Genomic DNA, 15,312 nt, shown 5'->3' with positions numbered 1-15,312 from the left:
GGGCCATGGCGCTCGACCAGTCCTTCGTGGGGCGGAGCTACCCGCCCACCGAGCCCTATGAGGTGGGCCGGGAGAAGATCCGTGAGTTCGCGGAGGCCGTGGGGGACACCAACCCGGCGTACACCGACCCGGAGGCGGCCAAGGCGCTCGGCCACTCCGATGTGATCGCCCCGCCGACGTTTGTCTTCTCGATCACCTTCAAGGCCGCCGGACAGGTCGTCGAGGACCCCCAGTTGGGCCTGGACTACAGCCGGGTGGTGCACGGCGACCAGAAGTTCGCCTACACCCGCCCGGTGCGCGCCGGTGACCGGCTGACCGTCACCTCCACCATCGAGGCCATCAAATCCATGGCCGGCAACGAGGTCCTGGACATCCGCGGCGAGGTCCACGACGAGGCGGGGGACCACGTGGTGACCGCCCTGACGAAGCTCGTGGCCCGTGGCGCGGACGCCGAGGAAGAGGAGGCCTGAGGACGATGACGGCGAAGATCGCGTACGGCGACGTCGAGGTCGGCACCGAACTGCCCGCCCACAGCTTCCCCGTGACCCGTGCCACGCTCGTGCGGTACGCGGGCGCGTCGGGTGACTTCAACCCCATCCACTGGAACGAGAAGTTCGCCAAGGAGGTCGGACTGCCGGACGTCATCGCGCACGGCATGTTCACCATGGCCGAGGCGATCCGTGTGGTCACGGACTGGGTCGGCGATCCGGGTGCGGTCGTCGAGTACGGCGTCCGCTTCACCAAGCCCGTCGTCGTGCCGAACGACGACCTCGGCGCCACGATCGAGGTCAGCGGCAAGGTGGCGGTCAAGCTCGACGACAACCGGGTCCGCGTGGATCTGACGGTGCTCAGCGAGGGGCGCAAGGTGCTCGGCATGTCCCGGGCGGTCGTACAGCTGGCGTGAACGGCACGCGCGTGCCGTGAGGTAAGGGGCGTTCTCCATGGAGGGGCGCCCCTTACGCATGTGGGCCGATCCATTGAGGTCTCGCCAAGCATGCGGGCCGACCCGATCCGACCTCGCCACTCAGCCCTGCACTGCGGCGGCCCTGCATTCCGGCCCTGCTCAGACCCCGCACTCCGCCCGCCGACCCGCCCCACCTCGCTCCCCTTGACGTAGTTAGTGATTGAGTACTAACTTAGTCCTCATGGTCAGGATGAGCGCAGAAGAGAGGCGTGAGAGCGTCATTCGCGCGGCGACGACCGAGTTCGCCCGTGGCGGCTACTACGGCACGTCCACCGAGGCGATCGCCAAGCGGGTCGGTGTCTCGCAGCCGTATCTCTTCCGGCTCTTCCCGGGCAAGAAGGCGATCTTCCTGGCGGCGGCCGAACGCTGTGTGGAGGACACCATCCGGATGTTCGCGGAGGCCTCCGAGGGGCTGGAGGGTGACGAAGCCCGGTATGCCATGGGTGACGTCTACCGGAAGGTCGTCTCGGAGCAGCCCGAGCGGCTGATGATGCAGATGCAGATGTACCTCGCCGTGGCGTCCGCCGAGCAGGAGGGTGACCACGAGTTCGGTGAGGCCGTGCGTTCCGGCTGGATGCGCCTGTGGGACACCATCCATCCGCCGCTCGGGGCGGACGTCGACGAGACGACGACCTTCCTGGCGTACGGGATGCTCATCAACTGTCTGGTGGCCATGGGTTTCCCGCCCGACCACCGGGCCTGGGCGGGCATGGGGCCGGCGCGGCGGTACGGGAAGCGGCCGTAGGGGTGGGGTGGCGAGGGCTGCCCCTGTCCTCTCATGTCCGTGAAAGTTAGTGATCAATAACTATCCACAGAACCGAATCGCATCACCCCTGGGGGAGCGATGTCACACCACACCGATCAGAACGCGCGCGCAGACCGTCCGGGCGGGGCCGTATGGGCCCTTGTCATCACCAGCGTCGCCGGGTTCATGGCCGCGCTGGACAACCTCGTCGTCACCACCGCGCTGCCCTCCATCCGCGAGGACCTGGGCGGCGCGCTGCACGACCTGGAGTGGACGGTCAGCGCCTACACGCTCACCTTCGCCGTGCTGCTGATGTTCGGCGCGGCCCTCGGTGACCGCTTCGGCCGCCGCAGGCTCTTCCTCGTCGGCATATCGATCTTCACCGTCGCGTCCGCCGCCGCGGCCCTCGCGCCGGGTATCGACTCCCTGATCGCCGCCCGCGCGGTGCAGGGCGCAGGCGCGGCGATCATGATGCCGCTGACGCTGACCCTGCTGACGGCGGCGGTGCCCGCGGCCAAGCGGGGGATGGCGTACGGCATCTGGGGCGCCGTCAACGGGCTCGCGATCGCCTCCGGGCCGCTCATCGGCGGCACCCTCACCGAGCACATCTCCTGGCAGTGGATCTTCTGGCTGAACGTTCCGCTGGGCATCGCCCTGCTGCCGCTCGCCCGACTGCGCCTCGCCGAGTCGCACGGCACCGGTTCCCGGCTCGACATCCCCGGCACCCTGCTCGCCAGCGGCGGACTGTTCGGCATCGTGTACGGCCTGGTGCGCGGCCCCGCCGACGGATGGACCGGACGCCTGGTCCTGACCGGCCTGTTCGCCGGCGGCGCGCTGCTGGTCGGCTTCGTCCTCTACAGCACCCGCGCCAGGAACCCGATGCTGCCGATGCGGCTGTTCCGCTCCCGGGCGTTCTCCGGGATCAATGCCGCGAGCATGCTGATGTTCCTCGGCATGTTCGGGTCGATCTTCCTGCTGAGCCAGTACATGCAGATCGTGCTCGGCTACTCGCCGACCGAGGCGGGGCTGCGGATGCTGCCGTGGACCGGTATGCCGATGCTCGTCGCGCCGATCGCCGGGATCCTCGCCGACCGCATCGGCGGCCGGCCCGTCGTCGCCACCGGCCTCTTCCTCCAGGCCGCAGGCCTCGCCTACCTGGCCTCCGCGGTCACCGTCGACGTGTCCTACGCCGCCCAGCTGCCCGGTCTGATCATCAGCGGCGTCGGCATGGCCCTGTTCTTCGCCCCGGCCGCGCACCTGGTGATGTCCAGTGTCCGCGCCTCGGAGCAGGGCATCGCCTCCGGCGCCAACAACGCCCTGCGTGAGGTCGGCGGAGCGCTCGGCATCGCCGTCATGGCGTCGATCTTCTCCGCGCAGGGCGGCTACGAGACCGGCCAGACCTTCGTCGACGGCCTCAAGCCCGCCCTCGTCACCGGCGCCGCCGTCGTGGCGCTCGCCGGCGTCTCGGCCCTGCTCATCCCGACCCGGCGGCAGGGCGGCACGACCGTGAGCCCGACCGAGCAGACGACGGAACGGGCGCTGGAGACGGCCGCCCACTGAGCCGGCCGACTCGTCCCCCGGCACCGAACCCACCCGACCCGGACCACGAGGAGCAGCCATGCCCACCCTTCCCTGGACCGTCCCGAACCCCGCACCCCGGGGCGCCGAGGTCCATGTCTTCGCCTCCCGCTTCGAGACCCGCACCTTCTGGGGAGCGCTCCGCTTCCTGGCCCGTACGCCCGGCGTGTGGCGGCAGGTGAGCCGGGCGCCCGGCGCGCACGGTGCCTCCCTGAAGGCCGAGCCCTTCAAGCGGACCTTCTGGACGCTGTCCGCCTGGGAGTCGCCGGCCGCGCTCAAGGACTTCGCCCGCTCCGGCACCCATGCCCCGACCTCGCAGGGCCTGGCCGGTCAGATGCGGGACGTCAAGTTCGCCACCTGGCAGGTGTCCAGCGACGAACTCCCGCTCGGCTGGAAGGAGGCCTTCCGGAGGCTGACGTGACCGGCCCGCGCGCGTGCCACGCGCACAGGCCCCGGCACTCCCCGTGGGTGCCGGGGCTGTCGGTGCCGTCTCGTAGTCTTGGGCGCGTGCAGGAACTCCACGACGCCCCCCTCGCCCCTTTCACCACCTTCCGGCTGGGCGGCCCCGCCACCCGCCTGGTCACCGCCACCACCGACGCCGAGGTGATCGACGTCGTGCGCGAGGCGGACGCCACCGGGACCCCACTGCTGCTGATCGGCGGCGGATCGAACCTGGTCATCGGCGACAAGGGCTTCGCGGGCACCGCACTCGTCATCGCCACCAAGGGCTTCGAGCTGGACGGCGGCACGCTCGAACTGGCCGCCGGCGAGGTGTGGACCGACGCCGTCGCCCGCACTGTCGAGGCCGGGCTCGCCGGAGTCGAGTGCCTCGCCGGAATCCCCGGCTCCGCGGGCGCCACCCCGATTCAGAACGTCGGCGCCTACGGCCAGGAGGTCTCCTCGACCATCACCGAGGTGATCGCCTACGACCGCCGGACGGGCGAGACCGTGGTCATCCCGAACTCGGAGTGCGCCTTCTCCTACCGCCACAGCCGCTTCAAGGCCGACCCCGAGCGTTACGTCGTCCTGCGCGTCCGCTTCCGGCTGGAGGACGCGGACGGCCTCTCGGCGCCCATCAAGTACGCCGAGACGGCTCGCGCCCTCGGCGTCGAGGTCGGCGACCGGGTGCCCCTGGCCGGCGCCCGCGAGACCGTGCTGAAGCTGCGCAGCGGGAAGGGCATGGTCCTGGACCCCGAGGACCACGACACCTGGTCGGCCGGGTCGTTCTTCACCAACCCGATCCTCACCGACGAGCAGTTCGCGGCGTTCCACGCGCGCGTGCGGGCCCACCTCGGCGACGGCGTGGAGCCGCCGGCCTATCCGGCGGGGGAGGGGCGCACCAAGACCTCCGCGGCCTGGCTCATCGACAAGGCGGGCTTCACCAAGGGGTACGGCACCGGCCCCGCCCGTATCTCCACCAAGCACACCCTCGCGCTCACCAACCGCGGCGAGGCGACCACCGAGGACCTCCTCGAGCTGGCCCGCGAGGTCGTCGCCGGAGTCCGGGAGACGTTCGGGATCACGCTGGTCAACGAGCCGGTGACGGTCGGGATCAGCGTCTAGGACGGACCCGGCCTTGCCGGGCCGCCCTCAGTAGGCCACGCCCACTCCCTGCTTCACCGTCGCCGGGTCCGCGACCATCGTCAGCATCGCGTGCGCGACATCCGCCCGCCCGATGAAGCGCCCCTTGGGCGGGAACCCGCCGACGGCCGTGCGATAGCTGCCGGTGAGCGGCTTGTCCTGGAGGCGCGGGGGCCTGACGAGGGTCCAGTCCGTGGGGGTGCGGGCGATCTCGGCCTCCATCTCCCGCAGGTCGGCGTAGATGTCCTTGAGGACCGCAGAGACGACACCGCGCACGGCCCGGTCCAGGAACCCTTCCCCCTCCGGCGCGGGACCGACCGGCGCGGCGCTCACCACGAGCAGCCGCCGCACGTCCTCCGCCTCGAGGGCCGCCAGCACCGTACGCGTCACCCGTGCCGCGACGCCCGCGTCCGCGCGGCCGCGCGCACCGAGACCGGACAGCACGGCGTCCCGCCCGGCGACGGCGCCCCGCAGCGCGCCGGGGTCGGTGAGATCCGCGCGGAACACCTCCAGACGGTCGCCGGTGAGAGGGAGGCGCGCGGGGTCCCGTACGACGGCCGTGACCTCGTGGCCGGCCTCCAGTGCCTGGCGGACGATCTCCTTGCCGATGCCCCCGGTGGCGCCGAAAACGGTGAGTTCCATGACTGCTCCCGCCCGGATGAGATAGGTGGGTGAGTATTCACTCACCCCTGCTTCCTCTAGGGTGAGTAAGTACTCACCCACCCGTCAAGTGCGATTGGACGATCCATGGAGTCTCGGCCCACCCGTGTTCGACTGCTCGACGCCGCGCACGACCTGATGCTCAGCGTCGGACTGGCGCGGGCCACGACGAAGGAGATCGCGCGGGCGGCCGGGTGTTCCGAAGCGGCGCTCTACAAGCACTTCGACAGCAAGGAGGAGCTGTTCATCCGGGTGCTCACCGAACGGCTGCCCCCGCTCCGCCCGCTGCTCAGCAGCCTCGCCGCCGAGCCGGGCCGGCACTCCATCCAGGAGAACCTCACCGAGATCGCCCGCCAGGCCGCGCTGTTCTACGAGCAGAGCTTCCCGATCGCCGCGTCGCTCTACGCGCAGACCGCACTCAAGCGGCGGCACGACGACGCCATCCGGGAGATGGGGATGGGCCCGCATGTGCCGATCCAGGAACTCGACGTCTATCTCAGGGCGGAACAGCAGATGGGCCGGGTCAGGACGGACGCGGACACGTTCGCGGCGGCGTCGCTGCTGATGGGCGCCTGCGCGCAGCGGGCGTTCGCCTACGACGCGACCAGGGACGCGGTACGGCCGCCGGTGGACGAGTTCGCCGCCCGGCTGGCCCGCACGCTGCTCGCCGGCATCGCCGACTGACCCCGGCCGACGCGTCCTAGGCGAGCCAGTCGGCCACCCCGGCCAGGAGCTTCGCCTTGGTCTCCTCCGGCGCCGCCGAAGCGCGCACCGACTGCCGGGCCAGTTCCGCCAACTCCTCGTCCGTGAAGGCGTGGTGGTGGCGGGCGATGTCGTACTGGGCGGCGAGCCGTGAGCCGAAGAGCAGGGGGTCGTCGGCGCCCAGGGCCATGGGGACGCCGGCCTCGTACAGGGTGCGCAGCGGCACGTCCTCGGGCTTCTCGTAGACGCCGAGGGCGACGTTCGACGTCGGGCACACCTCGCAGGTCACGCCCCTGTCGGCGAGGCGCTTGAGCAACCGCGGGTCCTCCGCCGCCCGCACCCCGTGGCCGATCCGGTTCGCGTCCAGGTCGTCCAGGCAGTCACGGACCGAGGAGGGGCCGGTCAGCTCGCCGCCGTGCGGGGCCGAGAGCAGGCCGCCCTCGCGGGCGATGTGGAAGGCACGGTCGAAGTCCCTCGCCATACCCCGGCGTTCGTCGTTCGACAGCCCGAAGCCGACCACGCCCCGGTCGGCGTACCGCACCGCGAGCCGGGCCAGCGTGCGGGCGTCCAGCGGGTGCTTCATCCGGTTCGCGGCGACCAGGACGCGCATCCCGAGGCCCGTGTCCCGCGCCGCCGTCTCGACCGCGTCCAGGATGATCTCCAGCGCCGGGATCAGCCCGCCCAGCCGGGGCGCGTACGACGTCGGGTCGACCTGGATCTCCAGCCAGCCGGAGCCGTCCTTGACGTCCTCCTCCGCGGCCTCCCTGACCAGCCGCTGGATGTCCTCCGGCTGCCGCAGGCACGAGCGCGCCGCGTCGTACAGGCGCTGGAAGCGGAACCAGCCTCGCTCGTCCGTGGCCCGCAGTCTCGGCGGCTCTCCACTGGTCAGCGCGTCGGTCAGCGCCTCGGGCAGACGCACACCGTATTTGTCGGCCAGTTCCAGCAGGGTCGCCGACCGCATCGAGCCGGTGAAGTGCAGGTGCAGATGGGCTTTCGGCAGTTCAGAGACATCACGTACACGCTCCATTCCAGGATCCTGCCGTACGTCCCGGTCGTCCCGGTAGCGGTTTCCCCTTTAGTGGTCTTGCTCGCACAAAGAAACGGGGACCTCCGGAAAACCGGAGGTCCCCCGTGGTGAGGGCGGCGGACGTCAGTCCCTGGCCTCCGCCAGCAGCTTCTGGATCCGGCTCACACCCTCGACGAGATCCTCGTCACCGAGCGCGTACGACAGCCGCAGATAGCCCGGCGTGCCGAAGGCCTCGCCCGGGACGACCGCGACCTCGGCCTCCTCCAGGATCAGCTCGGCGAGCTCGACGCTGCTCTGCGGGCGCTTGCCGCGGATCTCCTTGCCGAGCAGGGCCTTGACCGACGGGTACGCGTAGAAGGCGCCCTCGGGCTCCGGGCAGACCACGCCGTCGATCTCGTTGAGCATCCGCACGATCGTCTTGCGGCGGCGGTCGAACGCGTCGCGCATCTTCGCGACCGCGTCCAGGTCGCCGGAGACGGCGGCGAGTGCGGCCACCTGGGCGACGTTGGAGACGTTCGACGTCGCGTGCGACTGGAGGTTGGTCGCGGCCTTCACCACGTCCTTCGGACCGATGATCCAGCCGACCCGCCAGCCCGTCATGGCGTACGTCTTGGCGACACCGTTGACCACGACGCACCGGTCGCGCAGCTCGGGGAACAGCCCCGGCAGGGAGACCGCGGCCGCCTCGCCGTACACCAGGTGCTCGTAGATCTCGTCGGTCATCACCCACAGGCCGTGCTCCACGGCCCAGCGGCCGATCGCCTCGGTCTCGGCCTCGGTGTAGACGGCGCCGGTCGGGTTGGACGGCGACACGAAGAGGACGACCTTCGTCCGCTCCGAACGGGCCGCCTCCAGCTGCTCCACGGTGACGCGGTAGCCGGTCGTCTCGTCGGCGACGACGTCGACCGGGACACCGCCGGCCAGGCGGATCGACTCCGGGTACGTCGTCCAGTACGGCGCCGGGACGATGACCTCGTCGCCCGGGTCGAGGATCGCGGCGAAGGCCTCGTAGATGGCCTGCTTGCCGCCGTTGGTGACGAGGATCTGGGAGACGTCGGGCTCGTAGCCGGAGTCGCGCAGCGTCTTCGCGGCGATGGCGGCCTTCAGCTCGGGCAGACCGCCGGCCGGCGTGTAGCGGTGGTACTTCGGGTTCTTGCAGGCCTCGATGGCGGCCTCGACGATGTAGTCCGGGGTCGGGAAGTCGGGCTCACCGGCGCCGAAGCCGATCACCGGACGCCCGGCGGCCTTGAGGGCCTTGGCCTTGGCGTCCACGGCGAGGGTGGCGGACTCGGAGATCGCGCCGACTCGGGCGGAGACCCGGCGCTCGGTGGGAGAGGTTGCAGCGCTCATGGGCCCCATCGTTTCAGACAGGAAACGCGCCCGGCACACGGGTTTCACGGACTGAACAGCGGCTGAACATCCGTCCGCATCGGGCCCCCGGCCTGGGCGATCTTGCGCCGCCGCCCCCGGGACCGCCCGGCGATCTTTCGGGCACCAAGCCCCCATCGGCCACTTTCTGTTCGACGGCACGCCCAGGACCACGTACACTCTCACCTCGTTGGCCTTCAGCAGCCCACAACCGACAGTGCACAGCGAGCACTCGTCCGGATGCGGTACGTTGGGGGACACACAAAGGGTCGTAGCTCAATTGGTAGAGCACTGGTCTCCAAAACCAGCGGTTGGGGGTTCAAGTCCCTCCGGCCCTGCTACACACACCTTCGCCAGGATGTGTGCGCATGTACGTACAGCATTGCAACGCCGTGCGGCTCAGACCGGGCGCGGCACGGCCACGACCCGGGATCAGGTGAGGACGGATGGCGGACGCCGTGGGCTCCATCGATACGCCTGACGCCCAGGATGAGGCGCAGGAGAAGAAGAGCCGCAAGGGCGGCAAGCGTGCGAAGAAGGGCCCGCTGAAGCGGCTCGCCCTCTTCTACCGGCAGATCGTTGCGGAGCTCCGCAAGGTCGTCTGGCCGACGCGCAACCAGCTGACCACGTACACGACCGTGGTGATCGTCTTCGTGGTCATCATGATCGGCCTGGTGACCGTGATTGACTATGGGCTCGACCACGCCGCCAAGTACGTCTTCGGCTGAGCAAAGAGCGAAGGGCGCCGTGGTTACCGGCGCCCCTTTCGCATGTTCCACCCCTATGTATCCAGGAAGAAGCAGCCACCGTGTCTGACCAGAACCTGAACGACGCCGTCGAGCCGCACGGACAGGACGTCGAGTCCGTGGAGGACGAGCTCGACATCGTCGAGGGCGCTGACGAGGACCTGGACGAGGTCGAGGCTGCCGACGCCGAGGCGGGTGAGCCGGCCGAGGAAGCCGCGGTGCACGTCGAGGACGAGGACGAAGAGGCCGCCGAGGAGGCCGAGCCCGTCGACCCCGTCGCCGCCCTGCGCGAGGAACTGCGCACGCTGCCCGGCGAGTGGTACGTCATCCACACCTACGCCGGTTACGAGAACCGCGTGAAGACCAACCTCGAGCAGCGCGCCGTCTCGCTGAACGTCGAGGACTACATCTTCCAGGCCGAGGTGCCGCAGGAAGAGGTCGTCCAGATCAAGAACGGTGATCGCAAGACGATCAAGCAGAACAAGCTGCCGGGTTACGTCCTGGTCCGTATGGACCTGACCAACGAGTCCTGGGGTGTCGTCCGCAACACCCCCGGCGTCACCGGCTTCGTGGGCAACGCCTACGACCCGTACCCGCTGACCCTGGACGAGATCGTCAAGATGCTCGCCCCGGAGGCCGAGGAGAAGGCCGCCCGCGAGGCCGCCGAGGCCGAGGGCAAGCCCGCTCCGCAGCGCAAGGTCGAGGTTCAGGTCCTGGACTTCGAGGTCGGCGACTCGGTCACCGTCACCGACGGTCCGTTCGCCACGCTTCAGGCCACGATCAACGAGATCAACGCCGACTCCAAGAAGGTCAAGGGCCTGGTGGAGATCTTCGGCCGGGAGACGCCGGTCGAGCTGTCCTTCGATCAGATTCAGAAGAACTAGCTTCGCGATCATCCGAAAGAGCCCCTGACCAGCGGTTTCCCGTTGGGCAGGGGCTCTCTCGTGTCCAGGGGGCCGTCATGGGATCGTGGGGCGCCTCTGGGCCCTCCGGTAGACCGCATCCACGGCCTTGCGGGTCCACCGCCGGCCGCCCGCTCCCGTCCAAGAGGCAGGCACACAGTGCAGGAGGTCAGAACACGTCGTGGCTGGGGCGGTCGGCTCCACGGCTTTAGGCAGCCACCATGGGGCGAGCCTCTAAGATCCTGGCCCCAGCGTCGTGCTTTACCGGGCAGGTCCACAGACTGCCCCACGCGCCATCAGCTCACGGGGCCATGATCACTCGCCCCATGGCAGCTCCAGCCCAAAGCCGTTCCGCCGACCGCGCGTACACTGCCGCACGCAGAGCCCATGGGGGGATCGTATGACGGACAAATCACGGGTTTTTGGGCGAACTGGGCGAAGAGTGGTGCTCGCCTTGATGTCTTGCGCTTGGGTGACCATCGCGATCTCCGCCATCGTCGACCTGCCTCAGATCACTTGGCCCGGTTGGGCCCTGGTCTTCGTCGGCTGCGCATTTCTGACTCGGGAGTGGCGACGTGTCTGGCGTCGAGAGGCCCCGTAAGGCGAAGGAACAGCCTTGGTCTTCCGAGTCTCGGACGGTGAGCCGTAGGGCCGTGTCTGGGCCGTCCGAGGCGGACCAGCGTTGACAGACATTGACAGCCAGCGCCAGCGTCTACGCTGGTCAGAAACGCTCAGTCGGGGAGACGCCCACGTGAGAGACACGGGTCACCACTTCCAGAAGAACTAGCGGCACAGCAGCTCTCACGAAGGGCCTTCGACCGGCGGATTCCGCTGGTCGGGGGCCCTTTCGTCGTACGCGGCGCCGCGTACGACGACCGAGTCCCCATTAAATGTGTGCTGCACCACAACCATCCGGCGCCTCGGCTGGTCTGACTTGATGACCGAAACGCGCGGACAGCGTTCTTCATGGTGTTCCCCAGCTCTTTGTGGCGGTTTGCCCTGAGCTGCTCGCTGCCCGCGTCAGCCTTCGGCACCCGCCGACTCACACGCTGAGTCACACACCGAGTCACACACCAAGAAGTGGGGGAACTTCCTCATGCGTGCTCGATCCCTCCTGGTCGTCGCGGCGGCGTCCGCCTGCGTCCTGCTGCCGACAACCTCCGCGGTCGCCGGCACCGGCCCGGCCCCGTCGCCCAACAAGCAGAAACTGACCGCCCGTTCGGCCTCCCCGTCCGAGGCCGGCAACCCGTTGAGCCTGAAGGCCCGGGCCGCCGGCGTCTGCTCGGACGCCTACCAGATCGGCGCCACCGCGTACATCAACCGGGGAGGCGTGCACGCCGCCTCGGTGAAGCAGTTCTACTCGCCCAGCTGCAAGGCGAACTACGGCTATGTCTGGGTCTGGCAGAGCTTCCGCGACAAGATCAAGGACTACGACGTCAGCACCGGCGTCTACAGCTACGCCCGTGACGAGGTCGTGGGCCAGGACTGGTGGAACGCCACCAACAGCCAGGAGTTCTGGTCCTTCCCGGCCGACACGGTGAGTGAGTGCACCTCGGCCATCGGGACGCTGCGCGCCCCCGGCGACCCCGTGGCCGGTCAGGCCACCACCGCCAAGCGCTGCTGACCTCGCTCCCCCTCCGGGCCCCGGCCGGCGCGCGACGGCCGGGGCCGACCCCTGTCCAGGTGGGGCGGGGCGGCCGCGGGTGGGCGGTGGATGCCCGGCGGTCGTGCGCCTGAGCTGCCGGTTTTGGCCCTGACGCGTTACCCGTTATCGTTGTGCGGTATGCCTCCATCCGGATGATCCGGACATGCACCGTTCAAGGTGACCTCCGGTACGGATGGCGGCGGAACACCTCTCACTAAGGACCCGGAGAGAGCATGCCTCCCAAGAAGAAGAAGGTCACGGGGCTCATCAAGCTCCAGATCCAGGCCGGTGCGGCCAACCCGGCTCCGCCGGTCGGCCCCGCGCTGGGTCAGCACGGCGTCAACATCATGGAGTTCTGCAAGGCCTACAACGCCGCGACCGAGTCGCAGCGCGGTTGGGTCATCCCGGTGGAGATCACGGTCTACGAGGACCGTTCCTTCACCTTCATCACCAAGACCCCGCCGGCCGCGAAGATGATCCTCAAGGCCGCTGGTGTCGAGAAGGGCTCCGGCGAGCCGCACAAGACCAAGGTCGCCAAGATCACCGAGGCGCAGGTCCGCGAGATCGCCACCACCAAGATGCCCGACCTCAACGCCAATGACCTGGACGCCGCGTCCAAGATCATCGCCGGCACCGCCCGTTCCATGGGCATCACGGTCGAGGGCTGACCTCAACACCCCAAGCAGTAGTGAGTGGCGGGGCCTGCTCGGCCCGGACCACAACTCCTAAGACAACACAGGAGCAGTAGTGAGCAAGCGCAGCAAGTCTCTCCGCGCTGCGGACGCCAAGGTCGACCGGGACAAGCTCTACGCCCCGCTCGAGGCCGTCCGTCTCGCCAAGGAGACGTCCACGACCAAGTTCGACGGCACCGTCGAGGTCGCCTTCCGCCTGGGTGTCGACCCGCGTAAGGCCGACCAGATGGTCCGTGGCACCGTGAACCTTCCGCACGGCACCGGTAAGACCGCCCGGGTCCTGGTCTTCGCGACCGGTGACCGTGCCGAGGCCGCGCGTGCCGCGGGCGCCGACATCGTCGGCGCCGACGAGCTGATCGACGAGGTCTCGAAGGGCCGCCTGGACTTCGACGCCGTCGTCGCCACCCCCGACCTCATGGGCAAGGTCGGCCGCCTCGGCCGTGTCCTCGGCCCGCGTGGTCTGATGCCGAACCCGAAGACCGGCACCGTGACCCCGGACGTGGCCAAGGCCGTGACCGAGATCAAGGGCGGCAAGATCGAGTTCCGCGTCGACAAGCACTCGAACCTGCACTTCATCATCGGCAAGGCGTCCTTCGACGACACCAAGCTGGTGGAGAACTACGGCGCCGCGCTGGAGGAGATCCTCCGTCTGAAGCCGTCCGCCGCCAAGGGTCGCTACATCAAGAAGGCCGCCCTCACCACCACGATGGGCCCCGGCATTCCGCTCGACCCGAACCGCACCCGCAACCTCCTCGTCGAGGAGGACCCGGCCGCGGTCTGAGCCATCGGCTCTCCAGGCTCGACGACGGGCCCCACACCCCTTCCGGGTGCGGGGCCCGTTCCCGTTCTCCGGCCGTTTGTCAGCGCCCTGGGTTAACGTGCATTCACGGGGATGGCACAGGGGGGACGGATGACGAGCACGAGGGCGCGCGGGGCGGCGTTGTGGATCGCGCTGCTGACCGCGCTCGCGGCCCTGGCCGCCTGCACCTCCTCATCCGACCGCCCCGACGAGGAGGACCGCCCCACGCCCTCCCGGGCGGTGACGGCCGCCCTGCGCACCGTCGAGCGCTCCACCGACCGGGCCGACTCCGCCCGGGTCAGCTCCACGACCACCGTGGGATCGGCGCTGTCCATGAAGGCCCAGGGCACCCTCGCCTGGAGCGACGGCCTCACCGGCACTCTGACGATCACCTACACCGGCGGCACCACGGCCGAGACGATGCGCCGCCTGGGCACCACGTCGATGGAAGCCCGCTATCTCCGCGACGCCTACTACGCGCGCATGGGCGAGGCGTTCGCCGCCAAGGCCGACGGCAAGCACTGGATCAAGTACGCCTACGACGACCTGAAGGACCTAGCCGGCAGCTCCGGAGCCGACCTCGCCGACCAGATGCGCGGCACCGCCCCGCACACCTCGGTGAAGCTGCTGCTGTCCTCGGCGGACGTGCGCAAGGTCGGTGAGGAGACCGTGCGCGGCGAGGCCGCCACGCGGTACTCCGGCACCGTGCGGGTGGACGGCGCCACCACCCAGACCGTCGACATATGGGTCGACGACCGGGACCTGCTGATCAAGAAGGTGGAGCGGGGCCGTACGGCCACGGGGTCGCTGACCCAGACCGCCTACTACGGCGACTACGGCGTGAAAGCCCCGGTCGAGAAGCCTCCCGCCGCGGACACCGCGGATCTCAAGGAGCTGCTCAAGGAGGGGACGCTCGGCGGGGCCTCCTGAGTATTCGGAGGACTGTTCGTACCGCCTGGGCTACGCTCTCGATCTTGCCGTGCGACGACCACGCACGAGCTCGTGTTCCTGGGGGGAACCAATGAGACTTTCCGTACGCGCCGCGCTGCCCGTCTCCGTCGTCGCGATCCTGCCCGCGGCCGTGCTGCTGCTGGCCGGCTGCGGTACCGGAGTCGGCTCGGACGCCGCCGCCGCGGACTCCTCGGCCGCCGACGCCGTGGCGCGGGCGGTGGCAAAGACCGAGGGCGTCACGTCACTGGCCTACCGGGTGACCGGGCAGTACCCGGAGCGGGGGCGCATAGCCGACGAGGGGACCGTCCGCACGAAGCCCGTCACGGGCAGCCTCAAGACGGCCAACCTGACCGGCGAGGAGCAGGGCGAGACCGAGATGCGGCTCGTCGACGGGGTGCTGTACGGCACCGCGGACGCCGACCTGGCCGACGAGATCGGCGGCCGGCACTGGATCAGCTACGGCCCGGCCGCCAAGCTCACCACGGACAGCGGCCTGCGCATGGACGTCGGCTGGATGCGCGACCAGGTCGGCCGCAACCCGGCCCGGGAGGCCGCCTACCTGGCCGCCGCGGACGACGTGCGGCGGATCGGCGGCGAGACGGTCGACGGTGTCGGCACCACCCACTACGAGGGCACGGCCACGGTCGAGGAGCTGCGGGCCGCGTTCAAGGAGCGAGGGGACAAGGCCACCCGGGAGGGGCACGGGCGCAGCCTCGACCAGTACAAGAGGCTCGGCGTGGACGAACTCACCCTGGACGTGTGGGTCGACGGCGACGACCGGGTCAAGCGCCTGCGCACGCAGGGCTTCGGCCGCCATGGTGAGCTCGACCTCACCTTCACCTTCCTCGACTACGACGAGCCGGTGACGGTCCGGGCGCCGCGCCCCGGGGACACGGCTGACCTGCGCAAGCCGTTGAGGAAGAGCGGGAGCTGAGGGCCGTAAGGGCCGATT

Annotated in this window: 17 protein-coding genes and 1 tRNA gene; 15 read left to right on the top strand and 3 right to left on the bottom strand. The window is 69.7% G+C overall.

Annotated elements, in window-relative coordinates; genetic code table 11:
- Nucleotides 1-5 precede the first annotated feature (5 nt).
- From ACIQWG_RS26150 to ACIQWG_RS26125, 6 genes are all read left to right on the top strand, one after another.
- On the top strand, nucleotides 6-470 hold the full coding sequence (locus tag ACIQWG_RS26150; RefSeq protein WP_404100074.1) for a MaoC family dehydratase N-terminal domain-containing protein: 465 nt from the start codon (nucleotides 6-8) through the stop codon (nucleotides 468-470).
- A gap of 5 nt (nucleotides 471-475) precedes the next feature.
- Nucleotides 476-904 (top strand): MaoC family dehydratase, encoded by a 429-nt coding sequence (locus tag ACIQWG_RS26145; RefSeq protein WP_404100072.1) that lies wholly within the window; start codon nucleotides 476-478, stop codon nucleotides 902-904.
- A 241-nt stretch (nucleotides 905-1,145) separates the two neighbouring features.
- The gene (locus ACIQWG_RS26140; RefSeq protein WP_404100070.1) at nucleotides 1,146-1,709 is read left to right on the top strand and encodes a TetR/AcrR family transcriptional regulator; all 564 of its coding nucleotides are present in this window, start codon (nucleotides 1,146-1,148) and stop codon (nucleotides 1,707-1,709) included.
- A gap of 99 nt (nucleotides 1,710-1,808) precedes the next feature.
- Complete coding sequence (locus ACIQWG_RS26135) at nucleotides 1,809-3,269, top strand: MFS transporter (RefSeq protein ID WP_404100068.1); 1,461 nt, start codon at nucleotides 1,809-1,811, stop codon at nucleotides 3,267-3,269.
- A gap of 58 nt (nucleotides 3,270-3,327) precedes the next feature.
- Nucleotides 3,328-3,708, top strand: a complete 381-nt coding sequence (locus ACIQWG_RS26130; protein ID WP_404100066.1) for a DUF3291 domain-containing protein — start codon at nucleotides 3,328-3,330, stop codon at nucleotides 3,706-3,708.
- An 86-nt stretch (nucleotides 3,709-3,794) separates the two neighbouring features.
- Complete coding sequence (locus tag ACIQWG_RS26125) at nucleotides 3,795-4,850, top strand: UDP-N-acetylmuramate dehydrogenase (protein ID WP_404100064.1); 1,056 nt, start codon at nucleotides 3,795-3,797, stop codon at nucleotides 4,848-4,850.
- 27 nt (nucleotides 4,851-4,877) lie between these two features.
- Here the strand turns inward: ACIQWG_RS26125 and ACIQWG_RS26120 are convergent, their stop codons facing one another.
- A complete protein-coding gene (locus ACIQWG_RS26120; protein ID WP_404100062.1) occupies nucleotides 4,878-5,510 on the bottom strand; it encodes an NAD(P)-dependent oxidoreductase in 633 nt (210 codons plus the stop codon).
- Nucleotides 5,511-5,615: 105 nt separating this feature from the next.
- On the opposite strand from ACIQWG_RS26120, the gene ACIQWG_RS26115 reads away from it, so the two are divergent.
- Complete coding sequence (locus tag ACIQWG_RS26115; RefSeq protein WP_404100060.1) at nucleotides 5,616-6,212, top strand: TetR/AcrR family transcriptional regulator; 597 nt, start codon at nucleotides 5,616-5,618, stop codon at nucleotides 6,210-6,212.
- Between the two features lie 16 nt (nucleotides 6,213-6,228).
- Here ACIQWG_RS26115 and ACIQWG_RS26110 read toward each other — a convergent pair whose 3' ends face one another.
- Both ACIQWG_RS26110 and ACIQWG_RS26105 read right to left on the bottom strand, forming a co-directional pair.
- The gene (locus tag ACIQWG_RS26110) at nucleotides 6,229-7,257 is read right to left on the bottom strand and encodes an adenosine deaminase (protein ID WP_404100058.1); all 1,029 of its coding nucleotides are present in this window, start codon (nucleotides 7,255-7,257) and stop codon (nucleotides 6,229-6,231) included.
- 123 nt (nucleotides 7,258-7,380) lie between these two features.
- Nucleotides 7,381-8,607 carry a pyridoxal phosphate-dependent aminotransferase gene (locus ACIQWG_RS26105; protein ID WP_404100056.1) on the bottom strand — a complete coding sequence of 409 codons (1,227 nt, stop codon included), beginning with the start codon at nucleotides 8,605-8,607 and terminating at the stop codon, nucleotides 7,381-7,383.
- Nucleotides 8,608-8,890: 283 nt separating this feature from the next.
- Between ACIQWG_RS26105 and ACIQWG_RS26100 the strand changes: the two genes are divergently transcribed.
- The 8 genes from ACIQWG_RS26100 (at nucleotide 8,891) to ACIQWG_RS26065 (ending at nucleotide 15,294) form a co-directional block, all read left to right on the top strand.
- A tRNA-Trp gene (locus tag ACIQWG_RS26100) sits at nucleotides 8,891-8,963 on the top strand.
- Between the two features lie 108 nt (nucleotides 8,964-9,071).
- Nucleotides 9,072-9,353, top strand: coding sequence for a preprotein translocase subunit SecE (gene secE / locus ACIQWG_RS26095; RefSeq protein WP_404100054.1), 282 nt, complete (start codon nucleotides 9,072-9,074; stop codon nucleotides 9,351-9,353).
- 80 nt (nucleotides 9,354-9,433) lie between these two features.
- A complete protein-coding gene (gene nusG / locus ACIQWG_RS26090; RefSeq protein ID WP_404100052.1) occupies nucleotides 9,434-10,255 on the top strand; it encodes a transcription termination/antitermination protein NusG in 822 nt (273 codons plus the stop codon).
- Nucleotides 10,256-11,369: 1,114 nt separating this feature from the next.
- Nucleotides 11,370-11,897 carry a hypothetical protein gene (locus ACIQWG_RS26085; protein ID WP_404100050.1) on the top strand — a complete coding sequence of 176 codons (528 nt, stop codon included), beginning with the start codon at nucleotides 11,370-11,372 and terminating at the stop codon, nucleotides 11,895-11,897.
- Nucleotides 11,898-12,151: 254 nt separating this feature from the next.
- A complete protein-coding gene (gene rplK / locus ACIQWG_RS26080; protein WP_016645192.1) occupies nucleotides 12,152-12,586 on the top strand; it encodes a 50S ribosomal protein L11 in 435 nt (144 codons plus the stop codon).
- A gap of 79 nt (nucleotides 12,587-12,665) precedes the next feature.
- Nucleotides 12,666-13,391: a 50S ribosomal protein L1 gene (gene rplA / locus ACIQWG_RS26075; protein WP_404100048.1), complete on the top strand. Its 726-nt coding sequence runs from the start codon at nucleotides 12,666-12,668 to the stop codon at nucleotides 13,389-13,391.
- 129 nt (nucleotides 13,392-13,520) lie between these two features.
- Nucleotides 13,521-14,339 carry a hypothetical protein gene (locus ACIQWG_RS26070; protein WP_404100046.1) on the top strand — a complete coding sequence of 273 codons (819 nt, stop codon included), beginning with the start codon at nucleotides 13,521-13,523 and terminating at the stop codon, nucleotides 14,337-14,339.
- Between the two features lie 91 nt (nucleotides 14,340-14,430).
- A complete protein-coding gene (locus tag ACIQWG_RS26065; RefSeq protein ID WP_404100044.1) occupies nucleotides 14,431-15,294 on the top strand; it encodes a hypothetical protein in 864 nt (287 codons plus the stop codon).
- Nucleotides 15,295-15,312 lie beyond the last annotated feature (18 nt).

Origin of the sequence: Streptomyces sp. NPDC098781 (assembly GCF_044759995.1) — a bacterium.
GTDB lineage: Bacteria > Actinomycetota > Actinomycetes > Streptomycetales > Streptomycetaceae > Streptomyces.
Note: the sequence above shows the minus strand (reverse complement) of the source record. Positions and strands in the feature narration are given on the sequence as shown.